This is a genomic window from Stenotrophomonas sp. Ste96 (genome assembly GCF_024519495.1).
Lineage (GTDB): Bacteria > Pseudomonadota > Gammaproteobacteria > Xanthomonadales > Xanthomonadaceae > Stenotrophomonas > Stenotrophomonas bentonitica_A.
The window spans coordinates 200,502-215,891 of sequence record NZ_JALJRX010000002.1 but is presented as its reverse complement, the minus strand read 5'-3'; the positions used below and the strand labels follow the sequence as shown (position 1 = coordinate 215,891).

Annotated in this window: 14 protein-coding genes; 8 read left to right on the top strand and 6 right to left on the bottom strand. The window is 62.7% G+C overall.

The features are described 5' to 3' along the window. Window positions 1–70 precede the first annotated feature (70 nt). The 6 genes from OC373_RS07785 (at window position 71) to OC373_RS07760 (ending at window position 10,067) form a co-directional block, all read left to right on the top strand. Complete coding sequence (locus tag OC373_RS07785) at window positions 71–343, top strand: helix-turn-helix transcriptional regulator (protein ID WP_261997408.1); 273 nt, start codon at window positions 71–73, stop codon at window positions 341–343. A gap of 329 nt (window positions 344–672) precedes the next feature. Then, window positions 673–3,090 (top strand): type I restriction-modification system subunit M, encoded by a 2,418-nt coding sequence (locus OC373_RS07780; protein ID WP_261997407.1) that lies wholly within the window; start codon window positions 673–675, stop codon window positions 3,088–3,090. Next, a complete protein-coding gene (locus OC373_RS07775; RefSeq protein ID WP_261997406.1) occupies window positions 3,081–4,295 on the top strand; it encodes a restriction endonuclease subunit S in 1,215 nt (404 codons plus the stop codon). The genes OC373_RS07780 and OC373_RS07775 overlap by 10 nt, the downstream gene beginning before the upstream one ends. A gap of 27 nt (window positions 4,296–4,322) precedes the next feature. Continuing rightward, a complete protein-coding gene (locus OC373_RS07770) occupies window positions 4,323–6,275 on the top strand; it encodes a DUF262 domain-containing protein (RefSeq protein ID WP_261997405.1) in 1,953 nt (650 codons plus the stop codon). Beyond that, window positions 6,268–9,369, top strand: coding sequence for a type I restriction endonuclease subunit R (locus tag OC373_RS07765; RefSeq protein ID WP_261997404.1), 3,102 nt, complete (start codon window positions 6,268–6,270; stop codon window positions 9,367–9,369). The genes OC373_RS07770 and OC373_RS07765 overlap by 8 nt, the downstream gene beginning before the upstream one ends. Next, the gene (locus OC373_RS07760; RefSeq protein WP_261997403.1) at window positions 9,369–10,067 is read left to right on the top strand and encodes a SprT family zinc-dependent metalloprotease; all 699 of its coding nucleotides are present in this window, start codon (window positions 9,369–9,371) and stop codon (window positions 10,065–10,067) included. The genes OC373_RS07765 and OC373_RS07760 overlap by 1 nt, the downstream gene beginning before the upstream one ends. Before the next feature lie 490 nt (window positions 10,068–10,557). Here the strand turns inward: OC373_RS07760 and OC373_RS07755 are convergent, their stop codons facing one another. The 4 genes from OC373_RS07755 to OC373_RS07740 form a co-directional block, all read right to left on the bottom strand. Continuing rightward, window positions 10,558–10,860: a hypothetical protein gene (locus OC373_RS07755; RefSeq protein WP_070470235.1), complete on the bottom strand. Its 303-nt coding sequence runs from the start codon at window positions 10,858–10,860 to the stop codon at window positions 10,558–10,560. Window positions 10,861–11,121: 261 nt separating this feature from the next. Then, window positions 11,122–11,433, bottom strand: a complete 312-nt coding sequence (locus OC373_RS07750; RefSeq protein WP_261997402.1) for a hypothetical protein — start codon at window positions 11,431–11,433, stop codon at window positions 11,122–11,124. 55 nt (window positions 11,434–11,488) lie between these two features. Next, a complete protein-coding gene (locus OC373_RS07745; protein ID WP_261997401.1) occupies window positions 11,489–12,040 on the bottom strand; it encodes a TetR/AcrR family transcriptional regulator in 552 nt (183 codons plus the stop codon). Between the two features lie 4 nt (window positions 12,041–12,044). After that, window positions 12,045–13,550 carry an MFS transporter gene (locus tag OC373_RS07740; RefSeq protein ID WP_070427152.1) on the bottom strand — a complete coding sequence of 502 codons (1,506 nt, stop codon included), beginning with the start codon at window positions 13,548–13,550 and terminating at the stop codon, window positions 12,045–12,047. 209 nt (window positions 13,551–13,759) lie between these two features. On the opposite strand from OC373_RS07740, the gene OC373_RS07735 reads away from it, so the two are divergent. Then, the gene (locus OC373_RS07735; protein ID WP_156785773.1) at window positions 13,760–14,029 is read left to right on the top strand and encodes a hypothetical protein; all 270 of its coding nucleotides are present in this window, start codon (window positions 13,760–13,762) and stop codon (window positions 14,027–14,029) included. A 17-nt stretch (window positions 14,030–14,046) separates the two neighbouring features. On the opposite strand, the gene OC373_RS07730 is transcribed toward OC373_RS07735, so the two are convergent. Then, window positions 14,047–14,382, bottom strand: a complete 336-nt coding sequence (locus tag OC373_RS07730; RefSeq protein ID WP_037553151.1) for a hypothetical protein — start codon at window positions 14,380–14,382, stop codon at window positions 14,047–14,049. 129 nt (window positions 14,383–14,511) lie between these two features. Continuing rightward, window positions 14,512–14,682: a hypothetical protein gene (locus OC373_RS07725; RefSeq protein ID WP_019183216.1), complete on the bottom strand. Its 171-nt coding sequence runs from the start codon at window positions 14,680–14,682 to the stop codon at window positions 14,512–14,514. Window positions 14,683–14,954: 272 nt separating this feature from the next. On the opposite strand from OC373_RS07725, the gene OC373_RS07720 reads away from it, so the two are divergent. After that, the gene (locus OC373_RS07720; protein ID WP_019183217.1) at window positions 14,955–15,365 is read left to right on the top strand and encodes a hypothetical protein; all 411 of its coding nucleotides are present in this window, start codon (window positions 14,955–14,957) and stop codon (window positions 15,363–15,365) included. Window positions 15,366–15,390: the final 25 nt, after the last annotated feature.

Genomic DNA, 15,390 nt, shown 5'->3' with positions numbered 1-15,390 from the left:
AGTCGTAGCTTTACGATTTGATGAATATATTCCGTGGACCATGGGTCTCGTCAAGCGAGAGCCTATCTCCATGAGCCGTCCCTTTGAAGCAGTCAGACGAGAACTCGCGGGCAATATCCGCGAGTTGCGTCTTGCTGAGGGGCTCTCCCAGGAAAGGCTGGCTCTTGAAGCGGGCATCGACCGCACGTACATCAGCCAAATCGAGCGCTCAGTCGGAAATCCATCGCTGCTGGTGTTATGCAAGCTTGCTGACAGGCTTGGCGCGGATGTGGCGACCCTGATAACTGCCCTCGCCCACGAAGAAGCCCCCGCCCCTGTAAAGGCGAAGTCTGTCAAAGATTGATCGGGAGCGGATGTAAGGTCTTGTTAGGGGGTCGCTATCGTTATCGGATAGTCATGCGCCGCCGATGGCGCTTGGCCGTACTGACTTGGGACACCATTCTCCCCTGGCGCGGCCACGCGCCAACACTGGAAGGTGAAGCAGAACACCTGTTGGCCGCCTTGGGCCACAACACCAAAGCAGCGCGAAGTTTTTGCAATGGCAAAAAGCAGTCCGTCATAGCATCCTTGGAGCCCGCGCTTGCACCAGTGACGGCCTGACACCGCCGCGCTGCCCCCCCCCAGCGGCCCGCCCATACAGGGTGGGCCTTGCTATTCCAGCCTCGATTAGCCATGCCCATCAAAAAATCCGACCTCTATTCCTCCCTCTGGGCCAGCTGCGACGAACTGCGCGGCGGCATGGAGCCGTCCGAATACAAGGACTACGTCCTGTTCATGCTGTTCATCAAGTACGTCAGCGACAAGTACGCCGGCGACGATCTGGCGCCGCTGGTGATCCCGACCGGGGCCGGCTTTGCCGACATGGTGGCGTTCAAGGGCAAGCCGAACATCGGCGAGCGCATCAACACCGAGGTCATCCAGCCGCTGGTCGAAGCCAACAACAGCAGCCTGTCACTCAGTGACTTCCCCGACTTCGACGACCCCAAAAAACTGGGCGAAGGCAAGGAACGCCAGGACAAGCTGACCAACCTGGTCGCCATCTTCGAAGACCCGGCGCTGGATTTTTCCGATAACCGCGCCGAGCACGACGACATCCTTGGCGATGCCTACGAATACCTGATGCGCCACTTCGCCCAGGATTCGGGCAAAAGCAAAGGCCAGTTCTACACCCCGGCCGAAGTCAGCAGCACCATCGCCCAGCTGATCGGCATCGGCCCGCACAACACCAACCGCCAGACCACCGCCTATGACCCGACTTGCGGGTCAGGGTCGCTGCTGCTGAAGGTGGCCGCCGAAGCGGGCAAGCCCATCACCCTCTACGGGCAGGAGATCTCGGCCACCACCGCCGGCCTAGCGCGCATGAACATGATCCTGCATGACTTCCCGGATGCATCCGTGCAGTCGGGCAACACCCTGGCCGATCCCAAGTTCAAGGACGGCGAGCGGCTCAGGACCTTCGACTACGTGGTTGCCAACCCGCCGTTCTCGGACAAGGCCTGGAGCAGCGGCCTCACCCCGGATGCCGATCCCTTCCAGCGCTTCGCCTGGAGCGTGCCGCCGGCCAAGCAGGGCGACTACGCCTATCTGCTGCACATCCTCCGCAGCCTCAAGGCCAGCGGCAAAGGCGCCTGCATCCTGCCGCACGGTGTGCTGTTCCGCGGCAATGCGGAAGCCCAGATCCGCCGCCAGCTGGTCGATAGCGGCTACCTGACCGGCATCGTCGGCCTGCCGGCCAACCTGTTCTATGGCACCGGCATTCCCGCCTGCATCCTGCTGCTGGACAAAGACAACGCCAGCGCCCGCCGCGGCATCTTCATGATCGATGCCAGCAAGGGTTTCCTGAAGGACGGCGCCAAGAACCGCCTGCGCGAGCAGGACATCCACCGCATCGTCGACACCTTCAACAAGGCGCAGCACGTGCCCGGCTATGCGCGCATGGTCGGCTTCGACGAGATCCGAGACGCCAGGAACGACTACAACCTCAACCTGCCGCGCTATATCGACAGCAGCGCCGCTGAAGACCTACAGGACATCGAAGGCCACCTGCTCGGCGGTATTCCGCAGCGCGACGTGGACGCACTGGCGACCTACTGGGCCAGCATGCCAGCCCTGCGCGAGGCCCTGTTCGAGGCTGCGGGCCGCCCCGACTACCTGCAATTGAAGCTGCCGCAAGCCGAGGTGAAGCAAGCCATCCTTGGCCACGCCGAGTTCCGCGCATTCCAGGCGACGGTGGCCAAGCTGCACGCCGACTGGGAAAAAGCCATCCGGCCCCAGCTGATCGGCTTCGGCCAGGGCGGCCAGCCCAAGCAGTTCATCCACGAGGTTTCCGAAAGCCTGCTGGCCGCCTATGCCAAGGCGCCGCTGCTCAATGCCTACACCATCTATCAGCTCCTGATGGACTACTGGGCGCAGACGATGCAGGACGATGCCTACCTGCTGTCTGCTGATGGCTGGACGGCCGAGCCCGCGCGCATCATCGAGACCAACAAGAAAGGCCAGCGCAAGGACAAGGGCTGGGCCTGCGACCTGGTGCCCAAGCCGCTGGTCGTGGCACGTTACTTCGCCGCCGAACAGCAAGCGCTTGATGCCGCCAGCACTGCGCTGGACAGCGCCGGCAGCGCGTTGGAAGCCCTGGAGGAAGAGCACAGCGGCGAGGACATGGCCTTTGCCGAGTTCCACCGAATCACCGTCGCACTGGTGAAAGACCGCATCCGCGAAATCGGCAAGGACCCGGACGGTGCCGAGGAATTGGCGGTGCTGAAACAGTGGTTGGCGCTGACCGACGAAGTGGCCGGGTTGAAAAGACGGCTCAAGGCGCTGGACGCCGAGCTCGACGCCAAGGCGCTGGCCAAGTACCCGCAGCTGTCAGTGGCCGACATCCAGGCACTGGTGGTGGATGACAAATGGCTGGCCACGCTGTCCGCCGCCGTGCAGGGCGAGGTGGAGCGTGTATCGCAGGCACTGACCCGGCGGGTGAAGGAACTGGCGGAGCGCTATGACACACCACTGCCGCAACTGACGGCGCAGGTGAAAGAGCTGGAGGCCAAGGTAGCCGGGCATCTGGCAAAGATGGGGTTTGCGTGGAACTGAGGCCGGAATACAAGCAGACCGACGTTGGTGTGATTCCCGTCGATTGGGGACTACACCCGCTGGATTCGCTTGCGAAAGTTACAAGTGGGAAGCGATTGCCCATGGGCTACTTCGTTAGCGATGTGGTTACACCACACCCTTACATCCGCGTTACGGATATGCACCCGGGTCGGGTGGATATGCGCGAAGTGAAATACGTGCCCGAGGCGGCGTTCCCGCCCATTAGAAACTACCGGATATACAAGGATGACCTGTTCATTTCGGTGGCGGGAACACTTGGCATTGTGGGCAAGATTCCGGACGCGCTTGATGGTGCAAATCTTACTGAAAATGCTAATCGCATCAGCGCAATCGAATGTGACAGAGATTTTCTTCTACACGTAATGCTCTCGCCAGTCGTTCAAAATTTCATCGAGTCTGAGCGGACCGTTGGTGCACAGCCGAAGTTGGCATTGGCGCGAATTCGAAAATTCTCCATTCCGCTGCCTCCGAGTGATATCGAACAGTCTGCGATTGCTACCGCCCTCGGTGACGTGGATGCGCTGCTGGCTGCGCAGGATGCGCTGATCGCCAAGAAGCGCGCCATCAAGCAAGGTGCGATGCAGGAGCTGCTCACCGGCAAGCGCCGCCTGCCGGGGTTCAGTGGGGAGTGGGAGGTGAAGCAGCTGCATACGGTATTGCGATTCCAAGTTGGGTTCCCTTTCAGTTCTTCGTATTTCAACAGAGCTGGGGATGGGGTTCGTTTGGTGAAGAACCGTGATTTGAAAGCTGACGACCAAGTTTTTCACTACAGCGGCGGGGGTGGTGCAGATTTTTTAGTGAAAAATGGCGATGTCTTGATTGGCATGGATGGAGATTTCTTGCCATGCTTCTGGGACAAGGGCGAGGCTTTGCTCAATCAGCGGGTCGGGCGAATAGTCCCGTCGAAACATCTGGATCTGACTTATGCCTACTACCGTTTGCAAGAGCCATTGAAAGTCATCGAGGCAATCACATCGAGCACTACGGTCAAGCACTTGTCGCACGGAGATCTTGAAGAAATTGAACTTCCTCTGCCGCGAGTTGAGGAACAAGCCGTCATTGCGAGGGTGTTGAGCGACATAGACGCCGAACTCACCGCCCTCGAAACCCAACGCGCCAAAACCACCCAGCTCAAGCAAGGCATGATGCAGGCACTGCTGACCGGCCGGATCCGGTTGATTTGAATCAAGGACGACAGGGGAGTCCACCACATGAAAATTTCGACCATTCTCGATCACATCGACAACGGCCATATGGCCCTGCCGGAATTCCAGCGAGGCTACGTCTGGAATGGCGATCAGGTCCGCGGATTGTTCGATTCCATGTACAAGCGCCACCCGGTGGGTGGGCTGCTGGTCTGGGCCACCGAATCAACGGGCGCCACCCATCGCGGCGACGGCACGCTGGCACCGGGCATCGTCAAGCTGCTGCTCGACGGCCAGCAGCGCATGACCTCGCTATACGGCGTGATTCGCGGCAAGCCACCGAAGTTCTTCGACGGCAAGGCCAAGGCCTTCACCGGGCTGCAATTCCATCTGGAAACGGAGACCTTCGAGTTCTACCAACCGGCCAAGATGAAGGACAACCCGCTGTGGGTGGATGTGTCCGAGCTGATGAAGGGCGGCACCGACGGCCTGGGGGCCTACATCAGCAAACTGTCCACGCCTGAATTGGCTCCCAGGATTGGCGACTACGTGGCACGCCTGAGCCGCGTACTCGGCATTGCCGAAATTGAGCTGCATATCGAGGAAGTCACCGGCGCGGACAAGTCGCTCGACGTGGTGGTGGATATCTTCAATCGCGTCAACAGCGGCGGCACCAAGCTGTCCAAGGGCGATCTTGCCCTGGCCAAGATCTGCGCCGACTGGCCTACCGGGCGCGACGAGATGAAGAAGAAGCTGAAGGAGTGGCACAACAGCGGCTACGACTTCAGCCTGGACTGGCTGCTGCGCTCGGTGAATACCGTACTGACCGGAGAGGCAAAGTTCATGTACCTGCACGAACAGGGACCAAAGGACGTAGAAGACGCTCTAAAGCGTGCCTCCAAGCAGATCGATGCCTGCCTGAACATGATTGCCGACCGGCTCGGCCTGGATCACGACCGGGTGCTGTTCTCCCGCGGTGGTTTCCCGGTGGTGGCGCGCTACCTCGACCAACGCCAGCAGAAGAAGCTCGGGCCGCCGAACGAGAAGGAGCGCGACAAACTGCTGTTCTGGTATTTCCAGTCCGGCATGTGGGGCCGGTTCTCCGGTTCGGTCGAGTCCTTCATCGACCAGGATCTGGGTGTAATCGAAGAAGGTGATCTGGATCGCTTGCTGGAGAAACTGCGCCTGTGGCACGGCGGACTTCGTGCCGAGCCAGCCCATTTCACCGGCTGGAGCCTGGGGGCCCGTTTCTATCCCGTGCTGTACATGCTGACCCGGGTGGGCGAAGCGCGCGACTGGGGATCGGGCATCGGCCTCAAGGCCAACATGCACGGCAAGATGAGCAAGCTGGAAGTGCACCACATCTTCCCCAAGGCACAGTTGTACAAGCGTAAGTTCAAGAAATCCGAAGTCAACGCACTGGCCAACTACTGCTTTCTGACCAAGGATGCCAATCTCGACATCAGTGACACGCTTCCGGAGATCTACTTCCCGAAGATCGAGCAGGCGCATCCCGGTGCATTGGCCTCGCAGTGGATCCCGATGGATACCGAGCTGTGGAAGATCGAGAACTACAGAGAGTTCATGGAGGCGCGCAAGGTTTTGCTCGCGGCCGAATTGAACAAGCGCCTGGAAGACCTGTTGCACGGCGATACGCGCTGGCTGTCCGGGGCTGTCGCGCCAATCGTCAATACCTTCATTGGCAACGGCGTGGAAAGCGAGACGGAAGAGGCCGAACTGGAAGCGCTCAATGATTGGGTCGTGGATCAGGGCTTGCCAAGAGGCATGATTGATTACGACTACGCAGATCCCCAGAGCGGTGAACAGATTGCGGTGTTCGATCTGGCATGGCCGACCGGGCTGCAAGAAGAGTTGAGCCAGCCGGTAGTGGTGCTTCTCAACGAGGAAGCAGCTGTCATAACGCTTGCCAGCCAGGCCGGATACCGTTGCTTCACGGATGTCGCTGCATTCCGCAGGTACGTGGAAGCGAAGATCCTGTCGGAGGCCGCCGATGCATAACCAACCCCGTGCCGAACGCACCACCCAGAACCGTGTGGCCAGGCTGTTCACTGACCCCTCGCGCGCTGACTGCCTGGGCTACGACAACCTGGGCGACTGGAGCAAACGCGAGGGCAATCGTAATATCGAGCCGGAGTACCTCAGCGCCAACCTGAAACGGCGCGGCTACACCGATGCGCAGGTATCGGCGGCGTTGCGCCAGCTGCAAGCCACCGCGGAGATCCGCGGCAACACCCTGTACGACGCCAACTTCCGTACCTATGGCCTGCTGCGCTATGGCGCCGACGTGCAGACCGCGCTGGGCGAGCAGACCCGGAAGGTCCACTTCATCGACTGGGCCAAACCGCACAACAACGATTTCGCGCTGGCCGAGGAAGTCACCCTGCGTGGGGGTTTCGAGCGTCGCCCGGACATGGTGCTGTATATCAACGGCATCGCCATCGCGGTGATCGAGCTCAAGCGCGGCAGCAATGACAAGGCCGAGGGCATCCGTCAGCTGATCAGCAACCAGGAACCCGCCTTCAACCAGGCGTTCTTCAGTACGGTGCAGCTGCTGTTGGCCGGCAATGACGCACAGGGGCTGTACTACGGCACCGTGGGTAGCCCGGAAGCGTTCTATGTGCAGTGGAAGGACGAGGCCGGCCTGGCCACTGGCGAGCCCGGCGTGCTGCTGGACCGGCCGCTGGCGCAGATGTTCGACAAGGCGCGGCTGCTGGATTTCCTCTACCACTTCGTGATCTTCGACGCCGGCATCAAGAAGGTGCCGAGGCAGCACCAGTACGCCGGCATCAAGGCCGCGCAGGAGCGCACCCGCAAACGCGAAGGCGGGGTGATCTGGCATACCCAGGGCAGCGGCAAGAGCATCCTGATGGTGCTGCTGGCCAAATGGCTGCTGGAGGACGACGCCAATGCCCGCATCCTGGTCATTACCGACCGCGAAGAGCTGGATGACCAGATCACCAAGGTGTTGAAGAACTCCGGACTGGACTCCACCCGAGTGGGCTCACGCGCTGACCTGGTGGACAAATTGGGCGCAACCACGCCACGGCTGTTGTGCGCGCTGATCCACAAGTTCGACACCAGCGACCTCACCGCCCTGCCGCCGCACGCGCACGGGCGCTTCTACGTATTCGTGGACGAAGCCCACCGCACCCAGGGCGGCGACATGAACAAGCAGATGAAGCGCTGGCTGGGCGATGCGATCTTCATCGGTTTTACCGGCACACCGTTGCTGCGCAAGGACAAGCAGACCACGCAAGACGTATTTGGTACCCCCATCCACACCTACAAGTTCCCCGAGGCGGTGGCCGACAAGGTGGTGCTGGATTTGAAGTATGAAGCCCGAGAGGTACCGCAGGCCCTTGGCAACCAGAAGAAGATCGAGGAGTACTTCGCCAACAAGACCAAGCACCTCAACAACTTCCAGAAGGCGGCACTGCGCAAGCGCTGGGCCACGATGGAAGAGCTGCTCAGCTCGGGCGAGCGCAAGGACCGCATCATCCGCAGCATCCTGGAGGACTTCGACACGCGCCGCCGCCTGAACGACGGGCGTGGCACTGCGATCCTGGTGGCCGACGAGATCTACGACGCCTGCCACTATTTCCGGCTGTTCCAGAACACCAGTTTTGGTCGGCATGTCGGCATCATCACCTCCTTCGAGCCAGACAAGACCCAGTATTCGAAGGAGCCGGCGAGCAGCGACTACCGCTACAAGTACGACACTTACCGGGATTGGGTGCTCAAGGATTTCGACAGCACCGACAAGTACGAGGCGGAGATGAAGCGGCGCTTCAAGGATGAGCCGGCCAACTGCAGGCTGCTGATCGTGGTCAGCAAGCTGCTGACCGGCTTTGACGCGCCCAGTTGCTCCTACATCTACCTGGACCGCAACCTGCGCGACCACGACCTGTTCCAGGCGATCTGCCGTACCAATCGCCTGGATGGCGATGACAAGGACTACGGTTACATCGTCGATTTCAAGGAGCTGTTCGGCAAGGTGCAGGAGGCCATTTCGGTCTACAGCTCCGACCAGCTGGTGGTGGATGGAAAGGACGGGCAAGACGGCAATATCACCCTGAAGGACTGGATCAGCGAAGGCGTGAAGAAGCTGGAGGAGAGCCGCGAGGCGCTGTTGCACCTGTGCGAGCCGGTGCTGGCGCCGCGTGAGCTGGAGCAGTTCATCGCCTACTTCTGCGGCGAAGCACAGGACGAAGAGGCGCTGGAGCAGGCCGAACCGCTGCGTATTTCCTTCTACAAACTGGTGACGGCGTTCGTGCGGGCCTGGGCGGACATTGGCAGCGAGTTGTCGAACGCAGGCTACGACGAGGCCACGATTGCCCGGCTGGAGCGGGAAGTGGCCTTCTACGCCGAGATGCGCGCGACCATCAAGAACCATTCCGGCGAGGAGTTCGACATCAAGCCCTTCGAGGGCGACATGCGTGACCTGCTCAACCGCTACGTGCGCGCCGATGAAGCCCTTGAATTGGGTGACATGGGCGACTTGTCTCTGGTGGACCTGATCGTCAAGAGTGGCATCCACGACGCCATCGCGCAGAAGCTCAATGCCAAGGGCAGCAGTAACCAGGCGGTGGCCGAGGGCATCATCAACAATGTACGAAAGGCCATCATCCAGGAGCGACTGACCGATCCGCGCTTCTTCAAGGAGATGTCGAGCCTGCTGGACGAGCTGATCAAGCAGTCGCGCGCCGATGCGGAGAGCTACGCGGAGTTCCTGAGGCAGGCCGAAGCACTGGCCAGGAAACTGGCGACGCATGAAGCCGGTGGCGAGCTGGTCCCCGAGGCGTTGCGTGACAAGCCCGAGGCCTCCCTTATCTACCGCAACCTGCCGGACATCCTGGCCAGGCCTGTCGATGCCACGCACGTTGCCGATGATGCGCCGCTGTACGGCAGCGAGCTGATCGGCATGGCGGTGAAGATTGACGCGATCCTGCGCACGGACGTGCCGGCTGGCTGGAAGGGTGACGCGATCAAGGAACGTGCCGTGCAACGCGCCCTGCTGGCGGTGGTTGACGGCAACCGTGAGGCCATGATAAAGCTGTACGAGCTGGTCAAAAACCAGGCTGGCTACCGCTGATGGACACCTTCCTGCTGGGCGACATCGAAATCGCGGTGACGCGCAAGGAAGTCAAGAACGTACACCTTGTCGTGCATCCGCCAGAAGGCCGGGTAACGCTGGTCGCACCGATGCGCTCGCGCCTGGACGTGCTTCGGGCCTATGCCATCACCCGGCTCGGCTGGATCCGGAAACAGCAGGCCGGGCTTCGCGCGCAGGCCCGTGAAATGCCGCGACGGAATATCACCCGGGAGAGTCACACTCTTTGGGGGCGTCGCTACCTGCTTGACGTGCAGTATGTGGATGCCAAGCCGGAGGTCCGCCTCGATCACAAACGGATCACGCTCAGGGTACGCCCCGGTGCCGATGAGGTAAAGCGCGCGGAAATGATGCACGCATGGCACAAGGCGCAGCTGCATGCCGTGCTGCCCGATATGATCAAGACTTGGGAACCCCGGCTTGGGGTCAAGGTGCATGGCTACTACCTGCAACGCATGAAGACCCGCTGGGGCAGCTGCAACCATGCCCGCGGCCATATCCGCCTGAACACAGAGCTGGTGAAAAAGCCGCGGCACCTGCTGGAGTATGTGGTGGTCCACGAGATGGCACACCTGATCGCGCCAACCCACGACGAACGCTTTATTGCATTGCTTGATGACCACTTCCCGCGATGGCGGGAGGCACGGGCTGAGCTCAATAGTCTTCCGCTTTCTGCGTAGTGATGAGGTCGGCGGTACGGCCAGATGAAGCAAGTACCTGATCCCGATGCACCAAGGAAGCCCACTGAACGGAACGCCGTCATCGCGGGTACTTTCGCTAGCACCACCAGCCTTTGCGGGTATTTTTGAGGGTACGAGAACAATTAAGCCCAGAAAAACGCATTAATAACAAGCAGATATACATCTTGTTCAGGTGCGCCCACCTCCACCAATGAGGGATTCGAAAGAATCCCAAGAAGCCCGGAAACCCTTACACAAAAAAGGGTTCCCGGGCTTTTTTATTTCCGGCATCGTCAGGCCCCGTGCGTTGCAGCTCGTGAGACCGTGGGGAGCGATGCCCCCACTCACCCATCTTGCCTTGCGGCGCGCCAAGCCGGCCGAGAAGATCCAGAACCTGTTCGACCGCGGCGGTCTCTACCTGGAGATCTCATCCTGTTGATGGTCGGTGGTGGCACCTGACCCTTCTGGACCTCAGCCTGCGCATGAGCCTCTACGGGCTGCTGCTGGCCTCGTGGCGCTGTGGCAGTTGCCGCGCTGTGCCAGACGGATCGCGGCGTACGGCCGCCTCCTCTTCGCCCTCGGAGGGCGGGATGTACCACTTCTGGACCGTGCCCGCGGGCAGGTTATAGACCCAATATGTCCCGCCAGCCTTCGTTACCGCTTCTTCCAGGATTGCGCGCTGGCGGAAGTCCTCATCGGTCACGCAGGTGGGGCAGTGCACCGGCTGAGCCGCAAAAGCAGGCGTTGCAACCGCCGCGGCCGTTAATGCAAGCATCGCACTAAAGAGCTTCACAATAGATCCTTTATTGAGAAATCGCCGATTTGCTCGGCGATTTGATCCTAGCACCGTGAAGCATGTGGCTGGGTTGCTGATCCTGCCGTGATCTCGCCAACGTGACCGCGTACGCGTCCGCAGTTGGGTTTGTCATGACCTTTGAAGCGGCGCGGGACTTCTCTGATTCAGGGCGTGGCTGGCTACCGAGCGGGATGACGCGACGGCAATGCTGCTGGCCAGCGAGTGCAGACATCGAAGGTCCCCCCCCCTTTTTGTGCCTCACGGCAAGGTAAATTTCCGCGCCATCCGCAGCGGCCACACCGAGGTGAACTGCGCGCCACCCACCAGCCGGTACGCGGCGGACACACTGTGCAGCACGCCCATTGCCTCCAGCACATCCTTGGTCTTCCGGAACGTCGGGCGCGGATCCGCAGTGAACATGAAAAGGTTGATCTCTTTCGCCCTGACGTCATAGCCGTCCAGCGTCGCGGCCTTGCCGAGCGCGGCGGTCAGCTCGGCCTCCAGCGTGGCCAGGAATGCCTCATCGTCCAGCGACTTGCGCCAGAACTTGATCACAAGCTGGTAATCCATCAGGCGGACCCGTCATTCAAGAAGTGAACCGCCAAGGTTACCCGCATGACGGAAATCACGCTGTGTTTGAAGCGGCGGCAATCATCTGCGCCAGCCGGTCGGCGATGGCCTGCCCTACCTCCGGCGGCAGGCGCGAGCGCGACAGTGCTTCGAACACCCACATGCCGTCGGCGGCGAGCTTGGCGATGAACAGGTCCAGCGCGGCCGGGTCGCTCAGGTCCTGCGGGGTCGGCGGCGACCAGCGCTCGGCCACGGTCGCCCAGGGCTGCACGTTCTCATCCGTCGCCGCCGCATCAAACATCAGCTGCAGTTCGGCGCGCGTAGCGGTCTGCACACAGGTCAGTGCGTAGGCCTGGTAGCGCTCGGTGGCATCGGCGGCCTCGGCCGGCTTGCCGGCCACCTCGATCAAGCTCGCCTCCCACACGCCGGCCAGGTGCTGATGGATGCCCTGGAGCAGCGCGTCGCGCGAGGGGAAGTGGTACAGCAGCCCTCCCCTGGCGATGCCGGATTCGGTGGCGACCGCCTCGAAGGTGAGCGCGGTGATGCCGTCGCGTTCGATCACGCGGACGGCGGCATCAAGGATGTTGGTTCGGTTGCTCGGGCGCATGGAGTCAGTGGGCCTGGGAAACAGTGGTGGCGCTGCCGGGGCCGTGACGGCGCAGCAGAATGCCGGTGACGACGGTGCCGACCAGGAGCACGGCGGCGATCACATACAGTACCCAAACATAGCTGGCGTCGTAGGCGCTGGCGGCAGCGCCGAGCCACCCTGCATCGGCACCGGGCTGCGCGGCCAGGGCGAACGCCTGCTGGATGCTCTCACCCGCAGCGGCGTCCACGCCGTCCGGAAGCGACACGGTTGCCGAGTACAGCGCGGCAATCAGGCTGCCCAGCAGCGAGACCGCGAACAGGCTGCCGAACTCGTAGGACACCTCCTCCACCGAGGACGCCATGCCGGCGCGGTGCGGCGGCACGTTGCCGATAATGGCGGTGGAAGCGACCGAAATGGTCGCGCCCATGCCCAGCCCGGTGAGCAGCAACCCGGTAATGGTCCAGCCCAGGTCGCTACCGAAGGTCACCGCGACCAGCAGCACGCCGGCGGTACCCACGCCGAGCCCACCGGTGATGAGCGGCAACAGCCCGACGCGGTGCAGGAACGCGCCGCCGAAGATCGCGCTGGGCAGGCAGCCGAGCGCGACCACCGACACCAGCAGACCGGCCTGCAGCGGCGTGTAATCGGCGACCAGCTGGAAGCGCTGGGTGGTCAGCAGCTGCAGGCCGGCGATGGCGAACATCGCGAAGGCCGCCGAGAGCACACCGGCCAGGAACGGCGCATTGCGGAAGATCGCCACATCAAGCATGGGATACGGCAGGCGACGCTGGCGACGCAGGAACAGCACCAGACCCACGACGAAGACCAGCGCCGCGCCCGCGGCCAGCGGCCCGTTCGGCGGCGCATGCGCGATTTCCTTGATCGCCACCACCAGGCCGGACAGCGCGACCAGACTCAACAGCGAGGAAATCAGGTCCCACGGCTTGCTCGCATCGGGCGTGCCGTGCGGCGCGAACAGCACGGCGCCAACCATCGCCAGCAGCACGATCGGCACGTTGATCAGGAACACCGAACCCCACCAGAAATGGGCCAGCAGCACGCCGCCGACGATCGGGCCGATCGCGCTGCCAATGATGGAAATGCAGCCCCAGACCGCGATCGCCAGATTGCGCTCGCGCTCATCCGCGAAGGTCAGGCTGATCAGCGCCAGCGTGGCCGGCATCATTGCCGCGGCACCCACCGCGAGCAGCGCGCGGGCGCCGATGAGCAGGTTGGCGTCCGGCGCGAACGCAGCCAGCAGCGAGGCGATGCCGAAGATCACCAGGCCGATCAGGAACATACGGCGGTGCCCCAGCCGGTCGCCGAGGGTGCCCGCGCCGAGCAGCAGGCCGGCCATGACCAGCGGATAGGCGTTGATGATCCACAGCCCCTGCAGCGACGTGGCACCGAGTTCGGCGGTCAGGGTGGGCAAGGCGGTGTACAGCACCGAGTTGTCGAGCGTGATCAGCAGCAGGCCGGCGGCCACGGTGAGCAACAGGCTCCAGCGCTGGGTCTTGGTGGGGGTCATGGGGAACGAACATTTCGGGCGGGCAGTAACTATACAGGACGTCCTGTTTGGTTATGACGCCCCACGCCGACGGGTTCAGCCTGCGGCAGGCCGTGCCGTGCGCAACAGCGGGCGTGGCCGGTCTGCGTGGCAACTGGCGTTGGTCACATGGCAGGGGGGCTCACCCGCGCAGGTACGCCTGCCCGGTATGCAAGGTGTCGGGGATCGCTATGGACGGACAGAAAGAGGCATTTCGGCAGGCACACGCCGAGTTGGAGCAGTGCTGGACGCGCGGCCGGTCGGCGGCCGAGCGATGGGCGGTGTACGACGGTATCCACGACCGGCTGGTAGCGCAGTGGCCGGGCGATGCCACCCGCATCGTCGGCATGATGGTGATGTGGGTCACCGAAATACGCGGCACCTGCCCGTCGCCCCATGGCGTTGCCGAGCCGGGACGGAGCGAGGTCCTGCGGCTGCGTGCCTCCCGGATCGATTCCTGAGCGCCGTGCCGGCTGGGTTACGGTGCGGTCGGCTGGAAAGGCGCGTTGCGCCCGGCCACTTCCATGTTGATCGCATTGATCAGGGCCGACACGGCCGTCGCCAGGCGGCGGCTGTCGGCGATGGAGCCGAAGAACAGGATCGAGGTGCCGTCCAGTTCGACCCCGGCCAGGCCGAGCTCGCCCTTGAGCGCGGCGACGCGTTCGTCGAACAGCTTCAACCAGTGGGCATCGGGGGCGACATCCAGCATCGCCACGATCGCCTCGTCCGCACCATGGTCGACGATGGTCTGCAGGGTCGGGACGTCGAAACCCAGCAGGCGTGGCACGCTGCTGTCGGGAAGAGGAATGCTCATGCGGGCATGGTAGCCGGTAACCCGCTGAGGTGCCCGACGGCGACTGGCGATGGCTGAAGCGTTGTGATTGCCCATGACGCACAAAGGCCCGGCCAGATCGGCCGGGCCCTCGGTGCGTCATGCCTGGCCTTATTCTTCCTGGTCGCTCTGCTGGCCCGAGCGCTGGCCCTGCTGATCCTGCTGTTGCTGCTGCTTCTGGGCGTCACGGTCGCGCTGATCCTGCTGATCCTGCTGGCCCTGCTGCGGGGTGTTGCGCTGCGGATCGTTCTGACCCTGCTGCGGGTTCGGGGTGTTGGCCATTGCCGTATCTCCGGTGTTCGGCATCGAAGTGGTGCCGGTGAAACCACGCTAGGCCTGCCCGCGTTACCCATGTGTGCGTGGCGGGCGGCGCGCCCTGCACGCGCCGGGCACCTGCGTAAAAAATTCAGAACGCACTGGAAAACGACACCGAGAGAGCACAGTCCGTTCACTGCCCGGTAGCGGTGATCTGCAGCGCATCGACAGTCCCTTGATGGGCGCGCGCTCATGCTCGCGACGAAAGGCCCTTGCCGGGCCCCCACCGAGGATGTGCCATGACGCCGCTCCGCTCGCTGCTGTTGACCGCCCTGCTCGCCCTGACGCCGATGCTGGCCACCGCGGCGGACAAGGTCACCACCACCCCCGTGCACTTCACCAAGGGCGCCAGCAGCGCCACCCTGCGTGGGACGTTGTCCGGTTATGACACCGTCCGCTACACGATCGCCGCGCGCGCCGGCCAGACCATGGCGGTCACGATCGACGGCAGCCCCAATGCCAACTTCAATGTGTTCGCGCCCGGCGTAACGCCCGGCCAGGGCGAGGCCCTGGGCAGCAACGACGAGACCCGGCGCTGGAGCGGCACGCTGCCGTCCACCGGCACCTATGTGGTGCAGGTCTACCAGATGCGTGCGCAGGCGCGCCGGGGTGAGAAGGCACCGCACAGCTTGACCGTCGCCATCCGCTGAGGCCAGCCCCGGGTATCCTCGGGGG

What these genes read in the sequence shown, in the direction of transcription:
- OC373_RS07785 (WP_261997408.1), top strand. Translation starts at nt 71, where the DNA reads ATGAGCCGTCCCTTTGAAGCAGTCAGACGAGAACTCGCGGGCAATATC.
- OC373_RS07765 (WP_261997404.1), top strand. Translation starts at nt 6,268, where the DNA reads ATGCATAACCAACCCCGTGCCGAACGCACCACCCAGAACCGTGTGGCC.
- OC373_RS07760 (WP_261997403.1), top strand. Translation starts at nt 9,369, where the DNA reads ATGGACACCTTCCTGCTGGGCGACATCGAAATCGCGGTGACGCGCAAG.
- OC373_RS07720 (WP_019183217.1), top strand. Translation starts at nt 14,955, where the DNA reads ATGACGCCGCTCCGCTCGCTGCTGTTGACCGCCCTGCTCGCCCTGACG.
- OC373_RS07770 (WP_261997405.1), top strand. Translation starts at nt 4,323, where the DNA reads ATGAAAATTTCGACCATTCTCGATCACATCGACAACGGCCATATGGCC.
- OC373_RS07745 (WP_261997401.1), bottom strand. Translation starts at nt 12,040, where the DNA reads ATGCGCCCGAGCAACCGAACCAACATCCTTGATGCCGCCGTCCGCGTG.
- OC373_RS07750 (WP_261997402.1), bottom strand. Translation starts at nt 11,433, where the DNA reads ATGGATTACCAGCTTGTGATCAAGTTCTGGCGCAAGTCGCTGGACGAT.
- OC373_RS07735 (WP_156785773.1), top strand. Translation starts at nt 13,760, where the DNA reads ATGGACGGACAGAAAGAGGCATTTCGGCAGGCACACGCCGAGTTGGAG.
- OC373_RS07780 (WP_261997407.1), top strand. Translation starts at nt 673, where the DNA reads ATGCCCATCAAAAAATCCGACCTCTATTCCTCCCTCTGGGCCAGCTGC.
- OC373_RS07725 (WP_019183216.1), bottom strand. Translation starts at nt 14,682, where the DNA reads ATGGCCAACACCCCGAACCCGCAGCAGGGTCAGAACGATCCGCAGCGC.
- OC373_RS07740 (WP_070427152.1), bottom strand. Translation starts at nt 13,550, where the DNA reads ATGACCCCCACCAAGACCCAGCGCTGGAGCCTGTTGCTCACCGTGGCC.
- OC373_RS07730 (WP_037553151.1), bottom strand. Translation starts at nt 14,382, where the DNA reads ATGAGCATTCCTCTTCCCGACAGCAGCGTGCCACGCCTGCTGGGTTTC.